The sequence below is a fragment of the Patescibacteria group bacterium genome (genome assembly GCA_034659915.1).
GTDB lineage: Bacteria > Patescibacteriota > WWE3 > JAUXAW01 > JAYEID01 > JAYEID01.
On sequence record JAYEID010000002.1, the window covers coordinates 15,699 to 40,986 of the forward strand.

Genomic DNA, 25,288 nt, shown 5'->3' on the forward strand with positions numbered 1-25,288 from the left:
GGGTATTTTACTGCCAGATAAATGTAGGAGTGTATAAATTGCAGGTTTGCGCCAGTTTATCATTTGTTCATTATCTGCTGGTAAAGTTGGTAGTAATCGTTAGTGATTTTTTCCCAGCTTAATTTTTCTGCTTTTTTCTTGCTTTCTCTGCCCATTTCCTCTAATTTCTCTTTATTGTCGTAAAGTGTTGAAAGAGCGTTGGCGATGTCTTTACTGCTTTTCTTTTTTACAATTATTCCATTGCTCGTATCAACCAGTTCGGCGGTGCCTCCGGTGTCAGTTGCAATTACGGGGAGCTGGCAAGCCATTGCTTCCAAGAGCGAGTTGCTCATTCCCTCGTTAAGGGAAGGCAAAACAAAAACATCCGCACGTTGATATTTTTCAGGGATGTCTTCGTGGGGGACAGAGCCAGAAAATTTTATACTAGAGTTAAGACCCCGTTCTTTTGCCATTATGAAAAGTTCGCTTTTTTTATTTCCGCTGCCTACTAGGATTAGCTCGGACTCTGGTACTTTTTTGTGGAATTTTGCGAAACCTTTGATTAAGTAAGAAATTCCCTTGCGGCTGGTTAGTCTGGAGGTGGAAAGGATTTTAAAAATACTATTATCTTTCTTTTTTTGTGCGGGGGCAAAAGTTTTGGTATCAATTCCGTTATAAATTACTTTTATTTCTTGTTTTGGTTTTGTTTTTAGGGCAAGTTTTTTTAGTCCTTCGGAGTTGGCAGTAACTGCGCTTGCTTTGCCCCAAATAATTTGGTCCAAATGGGGGAACACGTAGTTGTTTAAATTTTGGAACCGGTTGCTAAAGCCGGGGACGTCCATTCCCCGGAGGGCAACAATGTAAGGCTTACCCAAAAACATTGCCACAAAACCCGCCGGAATGCCGAACCAGGCGTGGGTAAGGTCGTAATTTTTATCTTTTTTAAGCTTTTTTGCAAAAGAGAAGCTGTTAGCAGCGTATCTTAGTAGGTCCTTGTGTTTTTGGTAATGTCCGTTTTTTGAGTTTTTGTTAATATCCAGGTGGTAGACAGTTATATTGCCGTTTAGGGTTTCCTCGTAGTAGCTGTCCGGGGAAGATGTAATTAGGTCAATTTCTAAATCTGGTCTTTTTGCAAATTCTTTTAGCAAACTTTGGCAGGCAGTTGCGGCACCACCACCCAGCGGAGGATATTCGTAGTTTAGCATTAAGATTTTCATAGTTTATGTTCCTTCTAAGTCTCATGTTATCATAATATTTAGATGATGCGTATTTTTAAACTTGAACTTGAAAAGCAGAATATTAGTGGATTTTTCCGTGAGTACGGGCTTTTGGTTTTGATTACTGCAGTGGCGACTGCATTGCGGTTTTATAGACTAGGTCGGTACGGGCTTTGGCTAGATGAGATTTTTAGCACTCTTCGAGCGGAGCAAGGTATTCGCTATGTGCTTTTTGAGAGATTTAAGCTAACTGATTTTTTTATATTTTTGGAGCTTTTCTTTGGTAATAGCGAGTTTATTATCCGGTTTTACTCGGCTCTTTTTGGAGTTCTTGGGGTGGTTGCTTTGTATCTTTGCTGTGAAAAGCTTTGGGGAAAACGGTTAGCTTTTCTTTCTTCTCTTTTGCTTACTTTTAACTATTTTCATATTTATTATTCGCAAGACGCGCGTTATTATGCGGTTGTTTTTTTCTTTTCTGTGCTTTCTATTTTTTTCCTCTTCAAATTGCTTTTGGAACGTGATTTTAAACATCTATTCTTTCTAATTGCAGTTTATTTTCTGGGTATAAAAACACACTCAACCTTTTATTTGCTTATTGCCTCTGAACTATTATTTTTGATTTCTGTGTTTTTGTACTGGGTGGTTAGAAATAAGCTTTCCTTCGGTTCGTGGGAATTTTTTGGGAATAATATAAAAACATTGTTTTTTAAATTTAAGGAATCCAACCCAGTTTTAAAGGTGGGGGTATTTGTTTTTGCTTTGGCTGGTGGGTATTTCCTTTTTAAAAATTTTTACAGTCCGGGTATTATATCTAGATTTGATTTTAGGTGGTTTCCTACAGATCCGGAGTTGATTCCTCTTCGGTTTAAGTTGCCCCCCCTTTTTTACTGGGAGCTTTTTGAAAGGTTCTCGGAAGTTAGTTTAATTTTTCGAAGATTTTTAGTGTTACTGTTCCTTATTGGTTTAGAGTACTCCTTCTCCCAAGAGCGTTATTATTTGGTATTTTTAGGATTTTTAATCTTTTCTATACCTGTTCTTATGATTTGGCTACTCAATCCACACCTAGCATTTAATTACCGGTATGTGATGTTTATGCTTCCGCTGTGGATAGTTTTTATTGCTCAAGGAATGATTGTTATTTCTGATCTTTTGTTTTTGTTGTTGGGTAGAGTTTCTAAGTTTTTTGAGGGAAAGGATTTGTTGGAGAATACTGCTGTTTTTTCTTTAGCTGTGTTTTTTTTCATTTATCCTTCTTATTCTCCGCTTTGCAATCGTTTTAGTGGGAGTCGTAGATATGCTTGGCGGGAAATTGCAGAGATACTGCATGAAAACTATAAAGAGGGGGATATTATTTATTCAAACCACTACGATTCTTTACAATCTGTTCCCTATTATTTGATGAAGCTAGAAGGGGAATCTATTGCTGGGCATCCAGTTATTCAGAGATCTGTACGGTTACAGAAATTTTCGGAAAAGGAGGTAGAAGTTGGGAGATACTGGTTTGTGTTTGATGGAGATTATCTAGCTGAGATTTTGGGTAACTTTGATGGCAAGGTTTGGGTTGCTTGGCACAGCGCTGATGTCCCTTCTATCCCGTTTCCAAAGGGACGTCAGTACCGGTTTTCAAAATTGGGAGGTACTTTAACTGAGTTTCGCATTGTACCTCCTGTAGTTTCTTATAGTGGTCGGGAACTTGTGGAAGAAGCACTTTATTCCCAAGGAATTATCTACAATGACGAGTATAATTTTGTTCAACCAGCGGCTTATGGCCAACCGGGGTATTTAGAATATGAGGTAGAAGTGTCAGCGGACTTAAGTAGGCTTAGAGTTTCTTGGAACGCTTTTGTTAAATACGAGGGTAATTATGCGAAGTTATGGTATTCTACCGATGCGGAGAATTATAAATTGATAGAGCATTTAGAAGGCTCAGATAAAGATTTAAGGAGCAAACAGTTTTTTGATATCCCTTGGGATGTTAGCGACAATACCTTGTATTTACGGGTTGAGTTGTTTACAAACCAAGAAACAAGCGTAGTTGAGTTTGATTCCCGGTTTATGGGTATTAGTGTTCATTCTGGTCTTTGATATTTATTTTATAAATTAGTGAGAGAATTCTTTTTATGAAATCGCCTTTTGTAAGTGTTGTAATTCCAACTCTTAACGCCGCTTCTGTTTTGGAGGAGTGTTTGGAAGCTATTTCCAAACAGGATTATCCCGAAGATAAGGTGGAGATTGTGGTGGCGGATGGAGGATCCACAGATGGTACAGTTGCGTTGGCAGAAAAGTACGGAGCGCGGGTAGTTGAAAATAAGTTAAAAACGGGGGAGGCAGGTAAAGCTGTGGGGGTTAAGGCGGCGCAGGGCGATTTGGTCGCGCTGATTGACTCTGATAATATTTTGCCGAGTAAGAATTGGTTTAGGAGAATGGTAGAGCCTTTTGAGGATCCAGAGATTGTGGGCAGTGAGCCTTGGAAATATACTTGGCGCACGGAAGACGGTTTTATTGACCGTTACTGCGCGCTAATGGGAATGAACGACCCGTTTTGTTATTTTACTGGTAATTACGATCGATTGAATGTGTTGAGTGGTAAGTGGACAGGGTTAGATTTGGAAGAGGAGGATAAAGGCAGGTGGCTCAAAGTAACTTTAAGTAAGAAGGGCATTCCTACAATTGGCGCTAATGGGACTATGCTTAGGAGAAGTTTTTTAGAAGAAGTAGGGGTTGGGGATTATCTTTTTGACATTGATCTTTTGGCTAGCGCGGTAGAGGACCGAGGAGAATTAAAATTTGCTAAGGTTAAAGTGGGGATAATTCATCTTTACTGCGGGAGTAATATTTCTAAATTTGTTCGTAAACAACGCCGGCGGGTACGGGACTTTTTGTACCATGAGAAAGTGGGAGATAGGGACTACCCTTGGCAAGAATACAACCGCGGAGGAATTATAAAGTTTGTTGCTAGTTGTGTTACTATACTTCCCCTTATTTATCAAACTGTTAAAGGATTTTTAAAGAAACCCGACTTTGCTTGGCTTTTCCACCCCTTGGCTTGTTGGGCAACGCTTTGGGTTTATGGGTGGGGTAGGGTTCGCGGGTTCTTTTCCGTTTCGGAGTTAAGTCGGGAAGGTTGGGGACAGTAACTTATTTTTTATCTTTCATAAATTTTTCCAAGAATGAAAAACAAACCTAAATTAATTTCTTTCATGAATGCTTATTCTCAGGGTAAAAGTGGGGGGGATATGGTCTTTATAGAAGTATCTAAGCGTTTAGAGGAATACGAAAAGATTGTTGTTACATCTTTTTTGGGTAAAAAACTTTGCCAGGATAATGGTTTGGAGGCTAATTTTTTATTGACAACGAAGGAACATCAGTTTGGTAATATTGTTTTTATTTATTTAAAGAGATTGATTTTTGCGTTACTTCTATTATTTAAGATTTCTGTGGGCAACGATGATGTTATATTGGCGACTTCGGACTTTTTTCCTGATGTGTTACCTGCTTTTATTTTGAAAAAGTTTAATTCTAATGCGCTTTGGCTTCAGCGTATATACCACTTGATACCAAGCTCGCGAAAATTACCCTACTGGTTTCAACGTATTAGTTTTTGGTTTATTAAGCGCTGGGCCGATTTGATTACTGTGGATAATACTCTTTTGGAAGAAGAATTAGTGGGTATGGGTTTTCCCCACGATAAAATCCGGGTTAGTTATCCGGGTATTAGGTTAGAATATCTTAAGGGTATTTCTTCAAAGGAAGTAAAAAAGTATACTGCTACATTTATGGCACGACTGCACCCTTCCAAGGGGGTTTTTGATTTACCGCAAATTTGGAAAATGGTTTGTGAGGAGCTTCCGCAGGCTAAATTGGGAATAATTGGTAAGGGAGATGAAGAAACAGTTCGTGAGCTTAGAAACGTTACTAAGGAGATGGGTTTAGAGGATAACATTGATTTGTTGGGCTTTTTACCTGACGACGAGGCTTTTTCTACTATAAAGGCAAGTAAGGTTTTTGTTTTTCCTAGTAGAGAGGAAGGTTTTGGTATTGCGCCTCTTGAAGCTCAAGCTCTAGGAACGCCTGTTGTTGCTTGGGATTTACCCGTTTTTTCAGAAGTGTTTCCTCAGGGTATGGTTTGTGTCAGCCAAAGTTCTTCCAACAGAAAATTCGCAATGTCCGTGATAAACGTTCTTAGTGACAATAATTTACACGAAGAACTTTCACGTGAGGTGGAAAAAAACGCAGAGCGTTTTTCATGGGAAGAAACAGCACGTCGTGAGAAGTTATTATTGGAATCCTTACAGCAAAAATGAAACAGCTTAAATTTAGTATCGCAATACCAACATATAATGGGTCCGAATGGATAGTCGAAACTTTGGAAAGCATTCTTTCTCAGGGTTTTCAAAATTATGAAATTGTTATTTCTGATGATTGCTCCACCGATGATACCTTAGATGTAATTAAAAGTTTCGATGAGCCCCGTATTAAGATTTTTCAGAATAAGGAGAATTTGGGATACGGGAAAAATTTAAAGACGTTGAAGAACAGGATTTCCGGGGATGTGCTGTTCCTAATGGGGCAGGATGACCTTCTTTTAAAAGGGGCCTTAGAGAAAACACACAGTGCTTTTTTTCTTGAGGATAATATTGGTGTTGTTACTCGTCCTTATTATTGGTTTGATGACGACCCGGGAACACCCGTCCGAGCTGTGCGCCCTTATAGCAAGGAACTTGATTCTGTTATGTCTGTACAGGATGGCAGGGAAGAAGTTCAGAAGATCTTTGAATCTGTAGGGCAACTTTCAGGGCTTGCTTATAGGGTAGAATATATGGAGCGAAATTTTCACGAGCATTGTTTTCCCTCTCATATCTATCCTTTTGCAGAAATAACAAAGAGACACAAGGTTGCTTTTCTTAAGGATTATACAGTTGCTGTTAGGATAGCTTCTAGCCAAACACGTTTTAAATCTAGTATTTATGATATTTCTCCGACAAAAACATGGGTTAAAATGTTTGAAACTGTTTATGCCGGGAATGAATATGAGAATGTTCGTGATTGGGGTATAGAGCAAGTAGCAACTAATTTTGTTGGACTTGTGCAATTGAAGAACTACAGTACATTTAAGAATTTAATACGCGAGATTGCATTTCTTGTTAAAATACGCCCACAAAATTTGCTTAACTTTAAGTTCTGGTTTTTTAGTTTGGGGGTTATTGTTATGCCTCGTTCTTTTTTAATTCCTATGGTAGATATGTATAAAAACACTATTAACTCCTGTACACTTACCGATATTGAGATCAATTTATGACCAATTTATTTAATAAGTTACACAGTTCCAAACTATTGGCTAGTATTTTTTCTACGCTTAATTCCTGTCTAAAGCGTGAGTTGAAGAAGTGCTCCACAGTTTTGGATATTGGTTGTGGCCCATCATCCCCTTTACAGCACTGCGAAAGTATTGAATATAGTGTTGGGGTAGAGCCGTATAAACCATATCTACAAAAAACCAAAGAAAAGAATATTCATAATGATTATTATGATAAAAAGATTGAAAGTTTGAATTTTGAAAAAAATCAGTTTGATGCTGTGATAATGTTAGAAGTAATTGAGCATCTACCCAAAGATGCAGGATTTGAACTTTTAAAACGGTCTGAAAAATGGGCAAAGAAGAAAATTATTATTTCTACGCCCAATGGTTTTTTGGAACAGGGCGAAAGTGATGAAAACCCATTGCAAAGACATCGTTCGGGTTGGGGAGTTGAGGAACTGCATTCTTTTGGTTTAGCAGGTTTGAAGCTGCTTCGATGTGAAAATCAGGATGATAGTATGGTAGAGGGAAATTTGTTGTCTTCAATACGCTGGCAACCGAAGCCATTTTGGTTTGGTGTGGCAACATTATCCCAGGCACTAACTTATTATTTGCCGAATTTTGCATTTGAACTTTTTGGCGTTAAGGAATTATGAAAACAAAAGAAATTAAGTAATGAAAAAAACGTTGTTTGTTTTTATTTTTTACGGACTGATAACTCTTTTTTTTCTAAGAGGGGTTTTGTTTTTTCCGGGACAACCTGCTGGCGGGGATTGGGGGTTTCCATTTACTCCGGCACAAGTAAGTCGTTATTTCGAAAGTAATCTTTATACCTGGACAGATACACAGCTTTTTGGGAGCCAGCAATACTTTCTTAATGGATTACCCTTTCGATTTTTGACTTTGGTAGTGACTAGTTTGGGTATAACATGTGATATATATGCCAAGATTCTTCTAATCGTAGCGTTTGTTTTTCCTGCATTGTCAATGTATGCCCTTTGCAACTTTCTTGGTTGTGATAGGAAAGAAAGTTTTCTGGGCGGGCTTTTTTATATTACTTTTCCCTTCGTTTTTAACTATATAGCAATGGGATGGTTATTTGTTTTGTTCTCTATGGGTATATTGCCTTTGGCTGTTGTTTTTTTTATTAAATCAGTTGAAGATAAAAACATTTTTTACGCTATCTTGACAGGAGTTTTGTATTTTCTGGCAATGATCCAATCCCAAACCCTCATTTGGTATCCTTTAGTTTTTCTTTCTTTGAGTATATTTTTTGTGGGAGAAAGAGAAAGAATTTTTTCTTACGTCAAATCATTTTTAGTTGTTCTTTTGGTCTTTTCTGCTCTCAACACGTACCTTTGGTTACCGTTATTTTTGGGTGAGGGAAGCGGTGTTGTTTCTACAAAACTTGCGTTATCGCCAGGCAGCTTGGGAACATGGGCTAGATTGAGTTATCCAAATGTTTTAAGAGCTTGGGGTAGCTTATTTAATTATCAATATGAGTCTAGCTATCCAGTAGTTTTGACACCTTTTTCTTTTTTTATTCCCGTTTTAGCGTATTCTTCACTATTTTTAGTTTTTGGCAAAAAGAAAAAAATCGTGTTGTCTTTTGCCGCGTTGTCGTTTATACCCTTATTTCTGCTTATATTAGGCCCAGATATCATTGTAAAGCTACCCTTTTCCGATATCATCCGTGATGCTGGAAGATTTTCAGTTCTTTCCTCTTTCTCCTATGTTGTTATGGCAATTTTAACTTTGCGGGTTCTGTTTAAACAGGCTAAGGGCCATTCTAATATATTTAAAATTGGGTTGATTATTGTTCTTGCTATTAATACGTATCCATTTTGGTCAGGTGCTCTTTATGGAGAACAAGAGCATCAATATGATATTAGGTTGCGGGGTTATGAGTTTCCTCTAGGATACACTTCTCTAGAAGAAAGTTTAAAGAACAAAAGGGGGGACATTAAAGTTTTGTATCTCCCAATTGGGGGCAGTTTAAACATTGTTGACGATAAAAGGTTTTACGGTCCCTTTAAGGAAATACAGGATATTTTTGCAGCCCTTTCGCCCAAACCGGGAGTTATTACTATTAATGACAGAGACTTAGGTGCTGCCTCAAAATTGATTTTTCATATGAGAACGGTGCTTAAGAGCCAGCATTTTAATACCTTTGATAGTTTACTTCCTTTGATGAATGTGCGCTATATTGCAGTTAGAGAAAATGTAAAGCATTCGCCAGGCCTTCCGGGAAAAGGACAGACTATTTTATTGAGTGAAAAGACTGATTTAAATATGGAGAACCGGTGGAGCAGAATTTCGCTATTGAAAAATGAAAGATTTATTCCTCATTTTTATGTACCTAGAACAGAAAATTACGTGGTAGGTGAAGTTTCAATCTTGTCAGATGTTTTGGATATTTTAGAATCTCCGTTACGCACTTCAATGTATATTGTTCCTTTGGAAACAATGCAAGAGGGTTTGAGTACTCCTATTTTAAAGAAAAAAAGAACAAATGTTCTAACTCGGGCAGATAGTGTTTTGGTTGAGGCTTCTTTATTTTATTTTGATAGTTTTGATGAGGTATTGGAATGGGGTGATGGCTGGGTGTGGCCGGAAGTGAGTGTGGATCCGGATAGTTGGAAATATCCTGCGGTGAAAATTAAAGAACGTTGGGTGGAGTTCCGGGCTGGGGATTCTCTGGCGGAGGCGGATGTTTTGATTTGGCATGCGAGTAAGAAGATAGCGGAGATTGAAAAGTTCAATCCAGCGAAGGCTAAAGCCGAAAAATTGCTGGAGAATTATTTGGAGAAGGCTGGGAGGTCTGTTGATGTGCTCAAGAGTGTTCCGGAGGAAGAAAGAGACGAGGATTATTGGGGGATGGTGAATAAAGTTCTGGCGTACACTGATAAAGCTGAAGAGAAGATCGCTGAGAACACTGATGGGAAATCGGAGGAGATTAGGAAATTAAGGGATGATTTTAGGGGTTGGGTGGAGGAGGAAGGTGACTTTTGGTGTCCGGAGGAGAAGTATTGTTATGAGGTGGGTGTGCCTGAGGGCGGTCTATATACGCTGTATATAGACAAGAACACCCTTCGATCAGACTCAGGGCAGGCAGATGACACAGATAAGGGGCAGATCGAACAGATAGATGGGGAGGCAAAGAACACGGATAATACGGATAGAGGACAGATTGAACGGATCAATGCTGAAGTTGTTAATCTAGAACCAGTAACGGAGGAAATTGATGGAGGGCCTGTCCCCCATAGCTTTAGCGACGGGGGATGGGTGAGTTATGGGGAGTATGAGTTTGAGGAAAGTGAAGGGCAGAAAATTGTTCTGGATCTGCCGGAGATGCCTAATTTGGTTGGAACTGATTTACGAGATGTATCGTTTTCCGGCTTTTTAAGTATGCGGGATAGGTTCTTGCGCGACGAGATTCAAGATTGGCAAGCCGGTGAGAATTATAAACTTTCTTTTGATTATACGACTTTAGGCGGGGGTATTGGCGTGGCGGTTTTTGAAGAAACTTTTGATTGGGAGAAGCTTGCCGAAAGTGGGGCAGGTTACGAAGAGGTAAAGGATGATCCGGAATTTTTTGAAATGAATACTATTTTTAGAAAAGAATTACAAAGTCCTTCTCTGTATTTTGAAGAAGAGGGGTACCTTGACAGTTGGGAAAGTTTTGAGACGGAACTTGAACCAAGTTCTTATACCCGCGGGGCAACGCTTCTTATTTATGCTGTTCCTGATGAAGATGGGTTTACTGAGGCTGGCGCTCGGGATGTTTCGGTGCAGAGAATTTTGGAGCCCAAACTGGTTCTTAGGAAAGACGCGGAGAACGCGGATATAGATACGGAGAACGCGGACGCGGACACCGATAACGCGGATAAGGAGCTGATAACGCGGGATATTCCGAACATAAAATTTATAAGGGTTAATCCGACGAAATACAAGATTCAAGTTAGTGGGGCGACGGAGGCTTATCCGTTGGTGTTTAGTGAGAGTTTTCATGATGGATGGAAGGTTTACGCGGATAATACTGACGGGGAAACGGATAACGCGGAAAGAGACGAAGGAAAAATAGGGAATAGTGAAGAAGATAAGGGATATGGAATAGGGAATAATATAACAAGAACTTTTTGGAGCGTATTGGGAAGAGGTTTAGCTTGGATTACTGATTTGTTTTTGGATAACGGGGATTATGGAGAGGAGGTTGCCAGTTATTTTGACGGGGAAATTCGTGAGGGTACGCATAGGAATACTTTTATGGAACCGGCAACTTTTGAAACTTGGGGTAAGAAGCCTATTGAAGCAGAACATATTAAAGTGAATGGCTATGCCAACTCTTGGTACATTGATCCAACACGGATTTGCGCGGATGCAGATATATGTACGGAGAACGCGGATGGGAGTTATGATATGGAGTTGGTGGTGGAGTTTTTCCCCCAGCGTCTTTTTTACCTAGGATTACTGATAAGTAGCTTAACGCTGGTTGGTTGTGTTAGCTATTTGGGATTTGCAGTAATTAAGGGCAAAAAAGACGTGAGAAATTCATAAACTATTATGTTCTACGTTTATGTATTGCTGAGTGAAAAAGATGGTAAACGTTATATTGGTTATACCGAGGATTTGAGAAAGCGCGTTAAGGAACATAATTCAGGTAAAGTTAAATCAACCAGACATCGAAGACCTTTACACTTGATTTATTATGAGGCTTGTCTAAATAAGAAAGATGCGAAGGCGAGAGAAAAGTATTTGAAAGGTGCGTGGGGATATAAATTTTTGGACAAACGCCTTAAGAATTTCTATGAAAGTTTATGAATTTCGGGGGCAAGTATCCCCGAATTTTGGGACAAAATTCTTGGGGTGGCCCCAGAGGCTCTTTTATCTTGGACTTTTAATTAGTAGTGTAACTTTGCTGGGTTGCTTGAGTTATCTAGGTTATGCTCTCGTAACTAACGCTAATAAACGCGAATGACTGCGCGAATTCACGCGAAATCTATAAGCAGTATTAGTTCTCCTTTTTTTCATAGAAACCGGATAGTTCGTAGAGTTTATCTAAGACAGGGAGGGAGGTGTTGATGATTTTTTGCACATCTTCCCGTTTTAGAACTGGGTAGTAATCCAAAGGCTTACAAATAGTAAGAATTTCGTGAACTGCCTCGTAAAGCTCGTTGGAAAGGTAGCCCTTTTCGTGCAGATGCTTGGCAACATCTTCTGCCGGTTGGTCGTGAATTTTTTCTTTGTCTTTTAACCACCGTTCTTGAATTTCATAAAGCCTTTTCTTTATTTGCTGACGAATTTTTCCAGTAGTAAGGCAGGGGTTGGTGTCATCCGTTGAATTCTTTATTTTTTCTTGCACTTGGTTTTTTACGTTTTCATTTTCCACACCGTCTTTTTGGCGCAAATTGCGTACAGCCTGGCGCGCCCGCTCCAAATCTCTTTCGAAAGAAAAGAAATAGGCAATGTTCCCTTTCTTAATAGAAGGAAGAATAAGCATAATAAAAAGAATTGCTAAAAACCAGGCGGAATGGCGATCCACATTAACTAGGTTAGGAAAAAAGGTATGGAGAATAAGGATAAGGAGGACAAGTAGAGTGTAAAGCAATGCTGGTGTAATCTTGCGAAAAATATTCTTAACAATCTCCACAATTACAAGTTAGCGCAGGATTTGTAGTATGTCAACTGTTGGACGATTGTCCTTCAGTTCTTGACAAAATTCCATTTTTATTCCACAATTACTACCAAATGATTAGTATTTCTGGAATAAAATACCAAGAAAAACTGGAAAAATTGCCGTATTTTAATAAAAAGACGGCGGGGATGCTTATTGGCAAAAGCGGCAAGAATTTGGATAAGAAAATACAAGCCCTTTTGGATAAGGGTTACCTTGTTTCGTTAAAAAAGGGCCTCTATGTCACTTCGACGTTTGCAGAAAAGGAGAGCAGTAAATCTCGGTATTTGGAATATTTGGCCAATGTTTTGCGCTACCCTTCTTATGTTTCCTTGGAATATATTTTAGCGAAAAACGGGTTGATTCCGGAAGCTGTTTATTCAATTACCTCCATAACTCTTAAAACCACGCGCACTTACAAAAACGAGTTAGCCAGTTTTATCTACCGCAACATTAAGGAGCCTCTTTTCTGCGGTTATAATACAAAGCGTTATTTGGATAACAAGGTTAAAATAGCTGTGCCTGCCAAAGCACTTTTTGATTTTTTGTACCTTAAAAGCGGCTTAACGGACAATTTAGAATATCAACTTTTGGAGAAACTTCGTATTAATTGGGAGCAGTTGGTTAGGCAAGATGTGGAAGAGTTCCGTGCGTTCGTTAAAAAAGCGGATTCTTCAAAGATGGAGAGTATTCTTGAAGTTTTAGAAAAGGAGGTATTTTAATGCTTGTTAACAGTCTGGCTCGCACTGTAAATGAAAATCAAGATGAACCAAAAATATTTCTCCGCAATCTTTTAAAGGAGGTATTGCAGGGGTATACATTAAATTTTATTTATACCTCTAATTACCAAGATGACTTTCTTTTTACGGGAGGGACTTGCCTGCGTTTTTGTTTTGGTTTGAACAGGCTTTCGGAAGATTTGGATTTGGATATAAAAAACGAAGATGATTTTGAACTTGATAAATTCTTAGTAGATTTGGGAGATTATTACCAGAAAGATTTGCAGTTCAAAGATTTGGAAATAAAGACAGCGGGTAACGAAAGGCAGGTCTACCTTAAATTCCCTGTGCTGCGGGAGCTTGGTCTTGCAGAAGATGACAGTGAAAGCAATATTCTCTTTTTGCGATTGGATATTAACCCGTTACCTTCTTTGGTTTTTAGCGAGGATGTTTCTATGTATTCCAGTGCAGACTTTAGTTTTGTGATCAGGAGATATTCTTTGGAGGACATCTTTGCTTCCAAATTGGCGGCTATCCTCACACGCGAGTTTGAAAAGGGCGGGGGTTCGGCTACTTTCAAAGGAAGAGATTATTATGATTTAATTTGGTTTTTGCAAAAAGACGTCGAACCTAACTACGAAAGGATAGAAGACCTTACGGAGTTTGACTCGCGAGAAGTTATTTTAAAGAATCTCGATGAAAAAGTGCAAGCCGTTAGTGAGCGTGCTTTGGAAGCGGATCTTTTGCCTCTTTTTGATAACCCGGATTTTGTAAAGGATTTTTCTCGTCAATTTAAAGAGCTTTATTCGGAGCTCCGCCCCCGTTTAGCTTAATTTTTTTTGTTATTTTCTATTCCTTATTTTCTATTTCCCATTTCCTATTGATTATGCTATAGTTACGGTAATGAAGCGATTGCTGGCGGTGACATTTTTGGGGCTCTTTTTTGCTGGGGATGTGTATGCCGGGGAGATTTTGGAGGAGGCGGCGCGGGTTTCCGGGGAATTTGGCCGTAAAGATATTAAGCTGGCGGAAGAAGCCCAGGCGGGGGGGATTTATAAACTTCCGTCCATTTCAGTAAAAAATACAGGAACCAACGAAGAACGGTTCCAGGTTGACATTGTCTTTTTGGGTAGTGAGGGAGAAGGCTCTGGTGTTTCCTGGCTTAATGTGGAACCTTGGCGAATCACGCTTGACGCGGGAGAGGAAGCGGATGTAAAGCTGGGGCTAAAAGTTCCTGCCGGGGCGCGGGCAGGGGAATATAATTATCACTTAGAACTTAGGCGGGTATTGGAAGACGGCAAGGCGCACCCCAATCCGATGGATACTGCCGATATTCGGTTTAATGTGGAGGAGGGAAGTTTTTTTTCTGCAGTGAAGAGGAGGGTATCTTCTTACTTTAGTGCTAACCCAACGATGAGTCTTGTGGTTGCAGGGATTTTAATAGTTATTGCCATTAGTTTTCTTTGGTAAGACGGTGTGGAAGATACTGGATAAGAAATAAGAAATAGGGAATAATGGATAATGAATAGGAAATAAGAGATAAGGAATAATAAATAAGGGATATAGGGAATAAGAAATAGGGGATAGGGAATACTAAATACTAGATACCAAATACTAAATACCAAATACTGAATACGATTTAATGGTGAAATTTATAAAAATCATAAAGACAAAGATCAGAAGTTTGTTTGCGTTAATTAAGGGTAAGTTGGGGCCGTTTCGTTACTATCTTTTGGCATTTACAGCCCTCGGGATTTTTGTGGATACCTTCTTTTTTGACTTTACCTCTGATTTGGTTATTTTGTTTTTTATTTTTCTTTGGATTATGGCAAGCTGGCTTTTTTCTTTTGAAGGGAGGGTTTCGGTGGGGGTTGGCCTTGGGTTCTTGGTGCTTTGCCCCTTTCTTTTAATTTTTAAGGCGGATTTTATTGCAGAAAAGGCAGCTGTTTGGGCGTATATGTTTCTTTTGGTGGGTGTTGTACATGAAATCATTGAGTTTAGGGAGGAAAGAACGCAGGAAGCAAATACTAAATAGTAAATAGTAAATAATAAATAAGAAATAATGAATAAAAAATAGGGAATAATGGATAAGGAATAAGAAGATACGTTGTTCCATTGTTCTAGGGCTCGATTGCTAGATACAAACGTTAATGAACGCGAATACTACAAACACGAATCTACGCGAATCAAAAGCGAATAAACGCGAATGTAGATTATTGGTGTACTAGTTAGCTGGGTATGAAAAGAAACCTAAGCTCCCGTCATTCTGGAACGGAGGTTGTCAAGGCGGAGTGATAGAATCTCGGCCCAAAGGGCCGGACGGGAGCGGATAAAAGGAAGACTCTATCAGGCTCGGGGGACCGAGCCTTCCAGAGTGACTGCCTTTTTGTACAAGTTACTAGTTACGAGTTGCCAGTTACTAAATACTACATACTAAATATTAAATATTAAATATTAAATAGGGATATCAAGTAATGGGTTGCTAACTATTAACTACCAAAAAAACCAATGACCTCGCAATTCAAAAAAACACTCCTTTTTATTATTATTTTTTCCTCGATTTTCCTTTTTTACTTTTCTCCGCTTGTGTTTAATGTATTTGGTTCAAGAACTTTGGGTTATTGGGGCGACAAGTTGGGGTTAATTGCCCGCTTGAGGGAAGGGCGCATCGGCTTTTTGAATCAACCTGCGTTACGCTTGATGATTGGAATTCTTCGATCGGGTTTTTCTCCTTTTGGAGTTTATAATTTTTTGGTTCTTTTGAGTTTTCCTTTGACCTGCTTTTTTTCTTACCGGTTTTTCTGTAAAGTTCTGGGCAACGGAAAGACCCTTGAAAACAATAAGACCCGTCCTTCAGGAAAGGACGGGTCTTTCTATCTCTGTGGGGATGGGGGTTTCCTCTCTTTTCTCTCCTTTGTGCTAGCATTGATTTTTACTTTTTCCCCTTATCATATTTATAAAAGTTATAACCACGTTGACCTTGCGCAGATTTGGGTTTTTCCTCTTTTCTTTTCTGCGCTTTTGGATTTTGATTATGCAATTAGAAAACGTTTTTTGAGCAGTCATCCTGATCCCGACTTATCGGGAGAAGGATCTACTGCGAGGGACCTATACAGCAGGGGATTCTTCACCCCCGACAGGTCGGGGGTTCAGAATGACGAGGGAAATATTGTGCAAGCTACTTTGAGGCTTTCTGTTGTGATGGCGGGGACGACGTTGATTTCTAATTATTATGGATACTTTACCTTGCTGATAATTGCGATATATTTCACTATTGAACTTTTACGAAATATTGAGAAATATGTGCATAGATTTGAGTTATCAGCTACTGATTTACGCAGATTGATAACGGATTTACGCCGATTGTTGAAAACGAACGCTAATCAACGCGAATTGAAAACGAATATACGCGAATTGAAGAAGGATTTTCGCGGATGGATAGCTGATTTACGCCGATCAGAGGATTCACGTGGATTAATAGCTGATTCACACAGATCGGAAAACGAAATGCCGAATGCGGATGGCGGAATGCGGATGGCGGAACGCGGTTTACAAATTACCAGTTACCTGTTACTAGTTGCAAGTTACGTTCTTTTCACCGTTCCTTTTTTGCTGCCCTATATACGCGGGATTTATTTTGGGGATACTGGTGGTGATGAAGTTGTAGCTCGGGTGGCAACTGGTGTTTCTCGGCGAGATGTGACGGATTTTGTGGCTTTTTCCGCGCGGCCGTGGTATTACATTGTTCCCTCTATTGACCACCCTATTTTTGGCAACTTTGCTCAAGGTGTACACGACTGGTTTGAAAGCACGGGATACTTCCTTTTTGATGATTTTTTTTGGGAAGAACATTCGGCGGTCTATTTAGGAATAGTTAATTTAATTTTGACAGGTTACGCTATATATAAGTTATTCTGGGCAAAAAGAACCGCCGAATGCGGGGTAGAAAATAATGAATATGGAATAAGGAAAGAGGAGGAAATGGTAGATGATAAATTGCAAATTTCGAACAATGAAAAAAATGGCAGGGGTACTAGTTACGATCCGCCAGCTGGCGGAACGAATTACATTTCTCTCTTTTTCTGGCTTGGGGTTGGTCTGTTCATTCTTTCCATGCCGCCGTTTATTTCGTTGGGTTTTGCAAAAATTTATTTACCTTCTTATCTTTTGATGAAGGTCTTTCCGATGTTTAGGACAATTTCTCGCTTGGGGCTTCCTTTGCTTCTTTGCGTTTTGGTTCTTACCGGCTACGGTTTACAGTTGTTGAAGGAGCGATTTTCTCTTTCTCGTACTAGTTACTTGTTACTAGTTACCAGTTATTGTTTCCTAGCGCTCTTCGAATTCTACTTCCCGCCGGTGATTAAAAAGGTTCCTCCCGGAGGGTGGCGAATTGATTTCGATATTATTTCCGAAAATCCAGAGGTGCGTGAGGTGAATATTATTGAAGAGTAACGAAGCGGGGAGCGGAGTGCGGAAAAGTTATTGTGCTAATATACATAACAATGCGTGATTCACAGAAAGTTTTTTTATTACTTTGTTTTTTTACAGCGCTACGGATAGCTCTTTTTGATGTAAATGCTTGTGAGTGGGGAGATTCATATCGAGTTCTTGCTAGCGCAAAAAGAATTTCCGAGCTTTCCTTTCCTTTAGAAAATTTTCAATTACCTTTCTTCTCTGCTTTTATTGCTCCTTTCCTTTTCATTTTTAAGCCTTTGGTTGCTGGAAGATTGGTTGCCGCCTTGGCTAGTTTTGTGGTTTTAATTCTTTCCTACGAGGTTTCCAAAAAAATATTTCCTGAGCGCGATTTTCACATTTGGGTACCTGTTATTTTAGCCCTATCTCCAGTTTTCTTTTATTGGTCGCTACGGATAACCTCTATCACCATTTTTACTGCGCTTGTGCTTTTAGCTTTTTACCTTTTTTATGATTGGCGGGTGGATCTAGTTCCCCGTTTAATTAAGGAAGATCCTCCCCTTCTTAACTATATTTTTATTGGGCTTGTTATTGGCTTGGCTTGTCTTACCCGGAGAGAAGGAATTTTGCTTTTACCCGGTTTTCTTTTTTATTTTCTTAGACAAAAAAGATGGGTAGAAACAATTCTTTTTATTTTTGCTTGGGCAGTTGTGGTTTTGCCTTTATTTTTTGGTGGTAGTTTTGTTTTTGCAAATTTTTCTCCTAACACTTTTCTCGCTGACTTATTTTCTTATCAAGTTGTAACTTGGAATTGGGTTTGGTTTTTTTCCCTTTCTTATCTTTTCTTGTTTATATTTCCGCCCTTTTTTGTGTTTGTTTTTAAAGGTGTGTTTTCTTTTTTGGAAACTACGCGAGATATGTTGGTGCACTTCCCTCTTTTTGCTTTTATTCTCTTGTTAGAAATTTTGGTTCTCTTGCTTTGGACTTTTTCTGTTCCCTTAGTTTTGATTCCTTTAATGCCGTTGATTTTACCCTTCTTTTTGGAAGGTGTGGAGAAAATTTTTGCAAAACAGGATGGAGTTGTATTTAGAACTTGTATTCTTGTGCCTTGGTTTTTTGTTAGTTTGGGTTTGTTTGTGCTGTATATTGTCGGACAGTATTATGTGCGTTCCTATTTTCTTGTTCTTTCTCGCGGGGGATTGGTACTTGCTTTGGCTTTTTCTGCCTTAGCTTTAATTGCCCTTTTTATTCAAAATGCTGAGAAAGGGCGTAAACTTTTCTTTGCTTCTTTAGTTGCTGCTTTATCTGTTTCTTCCTTCGTCGTGATTGGAAATCAACGCAAGGTCTATGCTACTGTAGCAAGTTTGGCAAAGAAAGCTCAGAGTTTGGAAGGTAGGGTTGCCTACTCAGATGAAACTGGTGTTTCTTGGTGGTATTTGGATATCCAAAGCGATAAGGGTGTTTATTATGAGCAAGATATGAATTATGAAGAGGATGAACAATGGCAGTGGTTGAAGGAGAACAATATTCATTATCTTTTGTGGACCACAGAGTTTAATCGGGGTAGTGTTTTAGATATTGTGAATGCAGATAATTATAAAGATAGATTTGAACTTAAATTCCAGCGCGAACAAGAGATTGCAGATGCTATTGATACCTTTTTAATTAGACAAGGTGTTTTGCCGGAGAGGGAGTATCCGGAGTTGGAGAGTAGAATATATGAAGTAAAATCGGATTTACGCTGATCTGCCTCATCGGCAGACAAGTTGATAGCTGATTCTCGCCAATATTATGGATCTTTCTGTAGTGGTACCTGTTTATAATGAAAAAGAAACTATTGAGGAAGTTATTAGTAGGGTCCAAGCATTACCTTTGGAGAAAGAGATAATCTTGGTTGATGATAATTCTACCGATGGTTCAACTGAGATTTTAAAAAAGTATCAGGAGGAGAGAAACATTAAGGTGGTGTTTTTTTCTGAAAATAGGGGAAAGGGTATAGCTCTTAGGGAGGGGTTTGAACACGTTTCTGGTTTGTATACTGTGGTGCAAGATGGTGATTTGGAATATGATCCCCGGGATCTAGTAAAGATGTATGAATTTGCCAGGGAGAAAAATGCAGATGTGGTTTATGGAAACCGGTTTTGGGAAGAAGGAAAACCAGAAGGAATGGCTTGGGGAAATTATATTTTTAATTTAGTACTGGCTAAGCTGGCTACTGTTTTGTATGGTCGAAAAATTAATGACGCTGCTACCTGTTATAAAATGTTTAGGACGGAGTTTTTAAAAAGCTTGTCTTTGGAGTGTAGGGGCTTTGAGTTTTGTTCCGAAGTTACTGCCAAGTCCCGATTGCGCGGAAAAAGGATTTATGAAGTGCCTATTTCCTATACACCGCGAACTGTCTGCGAGGGAAAGAAAATCCGCCCGTGGCATGCTCTTGATTTTTTCTGGGCATTGTTGAAATATAGGTTATGAGGTTAGCGAATTGGTATGGCTAATTTACGCGAGTTTAATAGCGCGAATTAATGCGAATAATCAGTAGTAGGAAGTAGCTAGCAACTAACACCTAGTAATTAGAGACTTGGCTTGCCGGTAGGTACTGACAGTAGTGTGTTTTTATTAAGTCAGTTTACTTTATCAATTATAAAAAACTGCATGAGATAGTGAACAATAGCCGAAAGACACTTTTATTAACAGGATTTATTTTTTTAATTTTTTTCATTCCTCGTGTTATTTCCCTAGGTCAAAGTATGGTTTCGGATGGGGGGGCGCGTTTCTGGCAGCCGCGGTCTCGTGAGTTTAGGCAGGCGGTGTTGGAAGGTGATTGGGAATCAACCTATCGCAAATACCACCCGGGGGTAACTGTTATGTGGCTTTCTGGTTTTTCTGAGCATCTGTTTGAGAAAGCAGCTGAGTTTAAGCTGGGACGTAATTTACGAAACGAACCTCGCTACGAACCTTATCGCCAAATTGCTTTGAAGCTGCCTTTGGTGTTTGTAATTTCAGCAGTGGCAGCTTTTTGTTTTTATTTGCTTAGAAGCGTAGTTGATACTGGATTTGCGTTTTTAGCTTTACTCTTTCTTTGTTTGGAACCCTTTTTCCTAGGTATTAGTAGATATGTGCATGTTTCTGCTTTGGTTGGAATATTGCCTTTTGCAGTTTTAGTAGCAGCTTATCTTTATCTAAAAAAGGGGGAGTGGGTTTATCTTATTTTAGCCGGGGCATTTTTTGGCTTATCTGTGATGACTAAAATTGTTGGTGTGGTGGCGGGGGTTTCAGTTTTTGTTCTCTTTTTAATTTTGCGTAAATTTTGGGAACATTTTAAAAATAAAGATTTTTGGAAGCAGTATATTTTGGAGATGCTAGTTTTTGGTGGTATTGCACTTCTGGTTTTCTTTTTGTGTTTTCCTGCTGTGTGGATGGATGTAATTGGTGTGTGTCGGCGAATAATAAATGAGGGTGCTATGGGAGTTGCGTTTAGAGGTATTCGCCCGGATATGATTGTTGATTCAGATTTTACTTATTATTTGGAGATTTTTATTTTCCGTTCAACTCCTGTGGCTGTTTTCTTTTTCTTTTTGTCCTTCTATTATCTTTTGAGTGCTAAAGAAAGTGAGGAAAAGAGATTTTCGCTAGCTGCGTTGATTTTTTATGCAGTGACCTGGTTTGCTCTTTCTTATCCTTCAAAGTTAAAAGATCGGTATTTGGTTGATCTTTATCCATATACTTCTGTTTTATCTGCATACGGGGTATGGGAACTTACCAAGAATTGCGGCAAAAAATTAAAAGTTGTTCTTGGTTGTGTTGCTGTGTTGTTTTATGGTTCTATTTTTGTGCGTTATCATCCTGAGTATTCTTTTTATTATAATGATGCTCTTGGCGGTGCTGCTGGGCGCGAGGAACTGGGGCTTTCAGTTAAGAACCGAGGCGAGTATTATGCTCAAGTTGCTACTTATTTAAATAGCTCGGCTCCGGAGCCCGAGATTTGTAATAAAAATGCAGTTGTTCTTGATCGGGAAAGAATACCAAGCTTTAAAAACCATTTTATGGGTAAAACATTTTCTGATCCTTCTAATATGCCTGATGGTTATCACGCCCACTATTTTGTGACTGATGCTAGATATATTTCTCAAGTGCCGGAGACTTGCTCTTTAATTAAAGAGTTTGGTCCCCGCTTTTATCCTCGGCATACTGCATTGTATGTATATGATTGCGGTAAGTCTATAGACAATACTTATGATACTTCAAATTGATAAACTTAAATCTGGGTTGGACCAAAAACGATTGCTAATTTTGTTAGTTTTTTTAATTTTCTTTGTTCCCCGGATTGTTTCTTTGGGCTGGGATCTTACTAATATTGATGCGCACCATTGGCGGCCAAGAATGTGGAATTTTTGGGAGGGTTTGGAAAGTGGTAACTTTGGAAAAACTTATCAAAAGTATCATCCCGGTGTTACCTTAATGTGGATTTCTGGTAGTTCTGAACGAGTTTTTGATCATCTAAGTGAATTCTTATTGGGTTACAATACTCGTAATCTTCCAAAATGGTATCCTTACCGACATTTTGCAGCTAAAGCTCCTTTAGTAATAGTTATCTCTATTTTAGGTGCCTATTGCTATTTTGTGTTAAAGAAAGCTACAACTAGCACATATGCACTTATATTTTCTATTCTTCTTTCACTTGAACCGTTTTTTCTTGGTGTTAGCCGTTATTTGCATCTTTCTGCGCTAACTTCAATGTTTATGTTTAGTTCCTTTATAACATTGTATCTTTACACTTTAGAGAAGAAGCGGTGGCAGTTTGTGCTATCCGCAGTTTTTTTGGGATTGGCAGTATTGACTAAAGTTAATGGGGTGATAGTGGCTTTTACTAATGCGCTACTTTTAGTTTCTTCTTGTTTTGATTCTCTTGATGATCTGGGCGATTTTTCCAGGTGGAAAAAGTTTTTTGTTCGGGGTTTTGGTTATGCTGCTATTTCTGTTTTTGTATTTTTTGCTCTTTGGCCCGCAATGTGGGTAGAGCCGCTTGGTGTTGTTAGAAAGATGCTGGATAAGGGTATTGGAGATACTGCTTTTGATAGTGATGGCGCGGTTATGCTTGTCCCTACCCGCTATTTGTTTTACTTTGAAACGTTTTTCTTGCGTTCCTCACCAATTACTGCTTTGTTGTTTGTTCTTTCTCTGCCTTTAGCATTATTTTCTGATTCAGATTTAAAAAACATAAAAAAGCTGTTGCTTTTCTCCCTTTCTTTCCTTTTCTTTAGCTGGTTGTTTTTGTCTATTCCTGATAAGGTAAAGGACCGCTATTTAATTTCTATGTACCCCGCGTTTTTTGTTTATATTAGTTTTGCTTTGTATGAAATATTGCAACTAGTTCCCAAGCGTGCTGCGGTTTTAATTTTATTTTTCTTGGGGTCTTATTATGGCTTGACTATTTATAGGTATCACCCACAATATTCTTTTTACTGGAATGATGCTATTGGTGGTCAGCACGGGTTAAAGGCTCTGGGCTTGCCAACAATTCGAAGGGGGGAGTATTTTTATCAAGCTGCTTTTTATATAAATAAACTAAGTGATGAGCCGCGAGATAAAAATACTGTTATTTTTAACTTTGGTATGGAGCCTTGTTTTAAATTTGCTTTTTATGGCAAGACTTTTACAAGTTGGGGTTTTATGCCTGATGGATATCATGCCCATTATATTGTAACCAGTCCTGAGTATTTGGATAAAGTTCCGTCTTTTTGTGAGTTTAAGAAGACGTTTGGTGTGCGTTCTCCCAATCCTTATCCAGCTGTTAGAGTTTTTGAATGCGGGAAGAAGATAGATAACACTTTCGAAGAGGAAGATACCTAACTAGCCTCTGTTTTTCTTCAAAAAATTTTACCGGCGAGTTTAAGAATATGTCTTTATTTTAAAGATATGTATAGGCTGGATTTATAGCGAGGGATGTCTTATAATATTAGTTACTGTCTTTGGCAAGGTTACTTGTTCAATTAGGAGGTGGGAAATGGGTACGCCGGTTGAGACCATTGGGGATTTTACCGGGCTTGTAGCGACGCCCGAGTGGAGATGGGAGATGGGGTTGTCGGAGGGCGCAGCGCTCCTTATTATCCGTGTTGTGGGTATACTTCAACGTGCGCCTTTGGATCGCTTTGGGGATAGTGTCGCTTTGAGTGCGGCACTTCCCGATATTAGGAGCGCTGTAGAGGATTTTAAGGACCGGAGCTCGGAGGGAGATCTGCTTATGGAAAAGGTACTTTCCGCAAGTGGTGATCCGGGGGAAGAAGCTCTGGATTTTTTGGATACTTTGGAGGTGAAGAGCGCGTACTGCTAGTTCCGGTAGGGTAGGAGGAAAGGTGTTTGTTGTCTATTTCGAGAAGGTTAAATTAGGAACCGGAAGGACCGGCTCACTAACAGATGGAGGGAGATTCGATGAGTGCTGTAGAGGAGAGGTTCGACGTCTGTGCTGCGCTTGGGGAAAAGCAAAGGATGTTTGACCCTAACGTAGGAGAATGGTTTGAGTTTTTGGTAACTGACCCGCTTATTATATGTGCACCTGCGCAGTTTTGGTATGTGCAGAGGGTCTTTCCACACTGGTTGGCAGATCTCGAGGTAGCTGGTTTGCGCGTTTTGGGGTGGGAAATACCCGAACCTGGAGCTTATCTAACCGAATCGCGCCAGTTTAAACCAAGAGGTCTTTACGGGGCACGGACAGAGGTCAACTTTTCAGTTAAGTTGGCAACGCAAGGTGCAATTCGTGACATGGGCGTGGAAGACGATAATGTGGTGACAGGGGTTGTGAGCCTTGTTCGCAAGAAGTTCGCACTTTTTGTGCTAGAAAAGTACCCACTACCTTTCGATCCATTGAATCCTCTTTACGAAGCGGAGTCAAGAGTAAGTCTTTTTGGTGGGCTCCCGCGTGCTTCAGTAGAGGAGCTGGAATTGTGTAGGTTCAAGGAGTTTCTAGATGAGGAAGGCGCTGCGTTGCTTTCCTTTGAGACTAGAAAGTACAATTATTCGTCGAGTGTGATGCTCTTTGAGGGAGCTTTTACTTGGCACCATCCTTTTTCCGAGCTAGCTATTATGGGAGTTCGGAGGCGTGCGGGGGAATGGTTGGGAAGAAAGTCGCGACTTAAGCATCCGATCCGGGAGTTCCATTTGGATTTTGAGTCACCAAGGTAGAGCTGAGTAGCGAAGAATATATTGCCGGAGTTTTGGACGTTCGCGTCCCGGGCTCCGGCCTTTTTTTGCGATATGAAAGGACGATATGAAAGGACGGGTCTTGCGAGCTACTGTTTTTATAGGAAAAAGTCAATCTAGCATTAAATATTTCAGATTGAGTTTTTCTGGTTCGGTTATTGGGGCTTCTGTGAATTTCTTGTATTCTACGTTTTTTGGTTCTGGGAGTTGGTCCAGTGTAGGATTGGTATTGATTAGGTTGTTGGGTTCATTGCCAATGTAAATGTGATAGCTGGACCACGGGTAATCTTCTGGGTTTCTAACTATGCCGGATTGACACGGGTTAAGATGAATATATCTGGAGAGGTTTAGTAAATCTGCATCGTCTGCTACCTCGCGTGCTTTAAATCTTCCTTGAAAAAGGGACCCGACACGCTCATATTTTTGATTGAAGTACATTACATAAGTGGTGCCAATTGTTCTCATAAAGTTACTTATGCTTTTTTCTTGGTCTAGTTGTTTGAGGATAAAGTGGAAGTGGTTGGGCATAAGTGTGTAAGCAATTAGACTAACTTTTTCTCTAAATTTGCCCAAGTTGGAAAGTCCCATCCTTGCGGAAAGGACGGGACTTTCCTTTCCCTTTTCTCTTAATATTAAATAGTATCGGAGTATGTTTGTGAAGTTTTTATAATCGGCGTAATCTACAAAAATTGTACGCTTTTCAACTCCGCGGTTGTAAATGTGGTAGTAGCCACCTTTGTGGAAAATAGTTTTTCGATAAGGCATAAGATTAAGGCTCGCAAGACCCGTC

21 protein-coding genes are annotated in these 25,288 nt (G+C 39.5%); 18 read left to right on the forward strand and 3 right to left on the reverse strand.

From position 1 onward, the window contains the following. Nucleotides 1-59 precede the first annotated feature (59 nt). On the reverse strand, nucleotides 60-1,196 hold the full coding sequence (locus tag U9M98_00195; GenBank protein ID MEA2020136.1) for a glycosyltransferase family 4 protein: 1,137 nt from the start codon (nucleotides 1,194-1,196) through the stop codon (nucleotides 60-62). A gap of 42 nt (nucleotides 1,197-1,238) precedes the next feature. Here U9M98_00195 and U9M98_00200 point away from each other — a divergent pair, with 42 nt between their 5' ends. Genes U9M98_00200 through U9M98_00230 form a run of 7 tightly spaced genes read left to right on the forward strand, consistent with a single transcriptional unit; the run spans nucleotide 1,239 to nucleotide 11,316 of the window. Next, complete coding sequence (locus U9M98_00200; GenBank protein ID MEA2020137.1) at nucleotides 1,239-3,281, forward strand: glycosyltransferase family 39 protein; 2,043 nt, start codon at nucleotides 1,239-1,241, stop codon at nucleotides 3,279-3,281. Between the two features lie 35 nt (nucleotides 3,282-3,316). Further along, on the forward strand, nucleotides 3,317-4,333 hold the full coding sequence (locus U9M98_00205; protein MEA2020138.1) for a glycosyltransferase family 2 protein: 1,017 nt from the start codon (nucleotides 3,317-3,319) through the stop codon (nucleotides 4,331-4,333). Between the two features lie 33 nt (nucleotides 4,334-4,366). Beyond that, the gene (locus U9M98_00210) at nucleotides 4,367-5,500 is read left to right on the forward strand and encodes a glycosyltransferase (protein MEA2020139.1); all 1,134 of its coding nucleotides are present in this window, start codon (nucleotides 4,367-4,369) and stop codon (nucleotides 5,498-5,500) included. Beyond that, nucleotides 5,497-6,495 carry a glycosyltransferase gene (locus U9M98_00215; GenBank protein ID MEA2020140.1) on the forward strand — a complete coding sequence of 333 codons (999 nt, stop codon included), beginning with the start codon at nucleotides 5,497-5,499 and terminating at the stop codon, nucleotides 6,493-6,495. The genes U9M98_00210 and U9M98_00215 overlap by 4 nt, the downstream gene beginning before the upstream one ends. Beyond that, nucleotides 6,492-7,151 (forward strand): class I SAM-dependent methyltransferase, encoded by a 660-nt coding sequence (locus U9M98_00220; GenBank protein ID MEA2020141.1) that lies wholly within the window; start codon nucleotides 6,492-6,494, stop codon nucleotides 7,149-7,151. Before U9M98_00215 ends, U9M98_00220 begins: the two co-directional genes overlap by 4 nt. A gap of 19 nt (nucleotides 7,152-7,170) precedes the next feature. Next, a complete protein-coding gene (locus U9M98_00225; protein ID MEA2020142.1) occupies nucleotides 7,171-11,052 on the forward strand; it encodes a hypothetical protein in 3,882 nt (1,293 codons plus the stop codon). Nucleotides 11,053-11,058: 6 nt separating this feature from the next. Continuing rightward, nucleotides 11,059-11,316: a GIY-YIG nuclease family protein gene (locus tag U9M98_00230; GenBank protein MEA2020143.1), complete on the forward strand. Its 258-nt coding sequence runs from the start codon at nucleotides 11,059-11,061 to the stop codon at nucleotides 11,314-11,316. Between the two features lie 190 nt (nucleotides 11,317-11,506). Here the strand turns inward: U9M98_00230 and U9M98_00235 are convergent, their stop codons facing one another. After that, nucleotides 11,507-12,145, reverse strand: coding sequence for a hypothetical protein (locus U9M98_00235; protein MEA2020144.1), 639 nt, complete (start codon nucleotides 12,143-12,145; stop codon nucleotides 11,507-11,509). A gap of 98 nt (nucleotides 12,146-12,243) precedes the next feature. Here U9M98_00235 and U9M98_00240 point away from each other — a divergent pair, with 98 nt between their 5' ends. The 11 genes from U9M98_00240 (at nucleotide 12,244) to U9M98_00290 (ending at nucleotide 24,480) form a co-directional block, all read left to right on the forward strand. Further along, nucleotides 12,244-12,891, forward strand: coding sequence for a hypothetical protein (locus tag U9M98_00240; protein MEA2020145.1), 648 nt, complete (start codon nucleotides 12,244-12,246; stop codon nucleotides 12,889-12,891). Then, the gene (locus U9M98_00245; GenBank protein ID MEA2020146.1) at nucleotides 12,891-13,721 is read left to right on the forward strand and encodes a nucleotidyl transferase AbiEii/AbiGii toxin family protein; all 831 of its coding nucleotides are present in this window, start codon (nucleotides 12,891-12,893) and stop codon (nucleotides 13,719-13,721) included. Before U9M98_00240 ends, U9M98_00245 begins: the two co-directional genes overlap by 1 nt. A gap of 70 nt (nucleotides 13,722-13,791) precedes the next feature. Further along, nucleotides 13,792-14,358, forward strand: a complete 567-nt coding sequence (locus U9M98_00250; protein MEA2020147.1) for a hypothetical protein — start codon at nucleotides 13,792-13,794, stop codon at nucleotides 14,356-14,358. A 172-nt stretch (nucleotides 14,359-14,530) separates the two neighbouring features. Next, nucleotides 14,531-14,923 carry a hypothetical protein gene (locus tag U9M98_00255; GenBank protein ID MEA2020148.1) on the forward strand — a complete coding sequence of 131 codons (393 nt, stop codon included), beginning with the start codon at nucleotides 14,531-14,533 and terminating at the stop codon, nucleotides 14,921-14,923. 473 nt (nucleotides 14,924-15,396) lie between these two features. Continuing rightward, entirely contained in the window at nucleotides 15,397-17,340 is a 1,944-nt protein-coding gene (locus U9M98_00260) for a hypothetical protein (GenBank protein MEA2020149.1), read from the forward strand. Nucleotides 17,341-17,390: 50 nt separating this feature from the next. After that, complete coding sequence (locus tag U9M98_00265) at nucleotides 17,391-19,046, forward strand: glycosyltransferase family 39 protein (GenBank protein MEA2020150.1); 1,656 nt, start codon at nucleotides 17,391-17,393, stop codon at nucleotides 19,044-19,046. Nucleotides 19,047-19,092: 46 nt separating this feature from the next. After that, nucleotides 19,093-19,773, forward strand: coding sequence for a glycosyltransferase family 2 protein (locus U9M98_00270; protein MEA2020151.1), 681 nt, complete (start codon nucleotides 19,093-19,095; stop codon nucleotides 19,771-19,773). Between the two features lie 188 nt (nucleotides 19,774-19,961). Then, nucleotides 19,962-21,551: a glycosyltransferase family 39 protein gene (locus U9M98_00275; protein ID MEA2020152.1), complete on the forward strand. Its 1,590-nt coding sequence runs from the start codon at nucleotides 19,962-19,964 to the stop codon at nucleotides 21,549-21,551. Next, complete coding sequence (locus tag U9M98_00280) at nucleotides 21,535-23,151, forward strand: glycosyltransferase family 39 protein (protein ID MEA2020153.1); 1,617 nt, start codon at nucleotides 21,535-21,537, stop codon at nucleotides 23,149-23,151. The genes U9M98_00275 and U9M98_00280 overlap by 17 nt, the downstream gene beginning before the upstream one ends. 154 nt (nucleotides 23,152-23,305) lie before the next feature. Next, on the forward strand, nucleotides 23,306-23,632 hold the full coding sequence (locus tag U9M98_00285) for a hypothetical protein (protein ID MEA2020154.1): 327 nt from the start codon (nucleotides 23,306-23,308) through the stop codon (nucleotides 23,630-23,632). Nucleotides 23,633-23,715: 83 nt separating this feature from the next. Then, the gene (locus tag U9M98_00290; protein ID MEA2020155.1) at nucleotides 23,716-24,480 is read left to right on the forward strand and encodes a hypothetical protein; all 765 of its coding nucleotides are present in this window, start codon (nucleotides 23,716-23,718) and stop codon (nucleotides 24,478-24,480) included. 129 nt (nucleotides 24,481-24,609) lie between these two features. Here U9M98_00290 and U9M98_00295 read toward each other — a convergent pair whose 3' ends face one another. Continuing rightward, entirely contained in the window at nucleotides 24,610-25,263 is a 654-nt protein-coding gene (locus U9M98_00295) for a transposase (GenBank protein MEA2020156.1), read from the reverse strand. Between the last annotated feature and the right edge of the window lie 25 nt (nucleotides 25,264-25,288).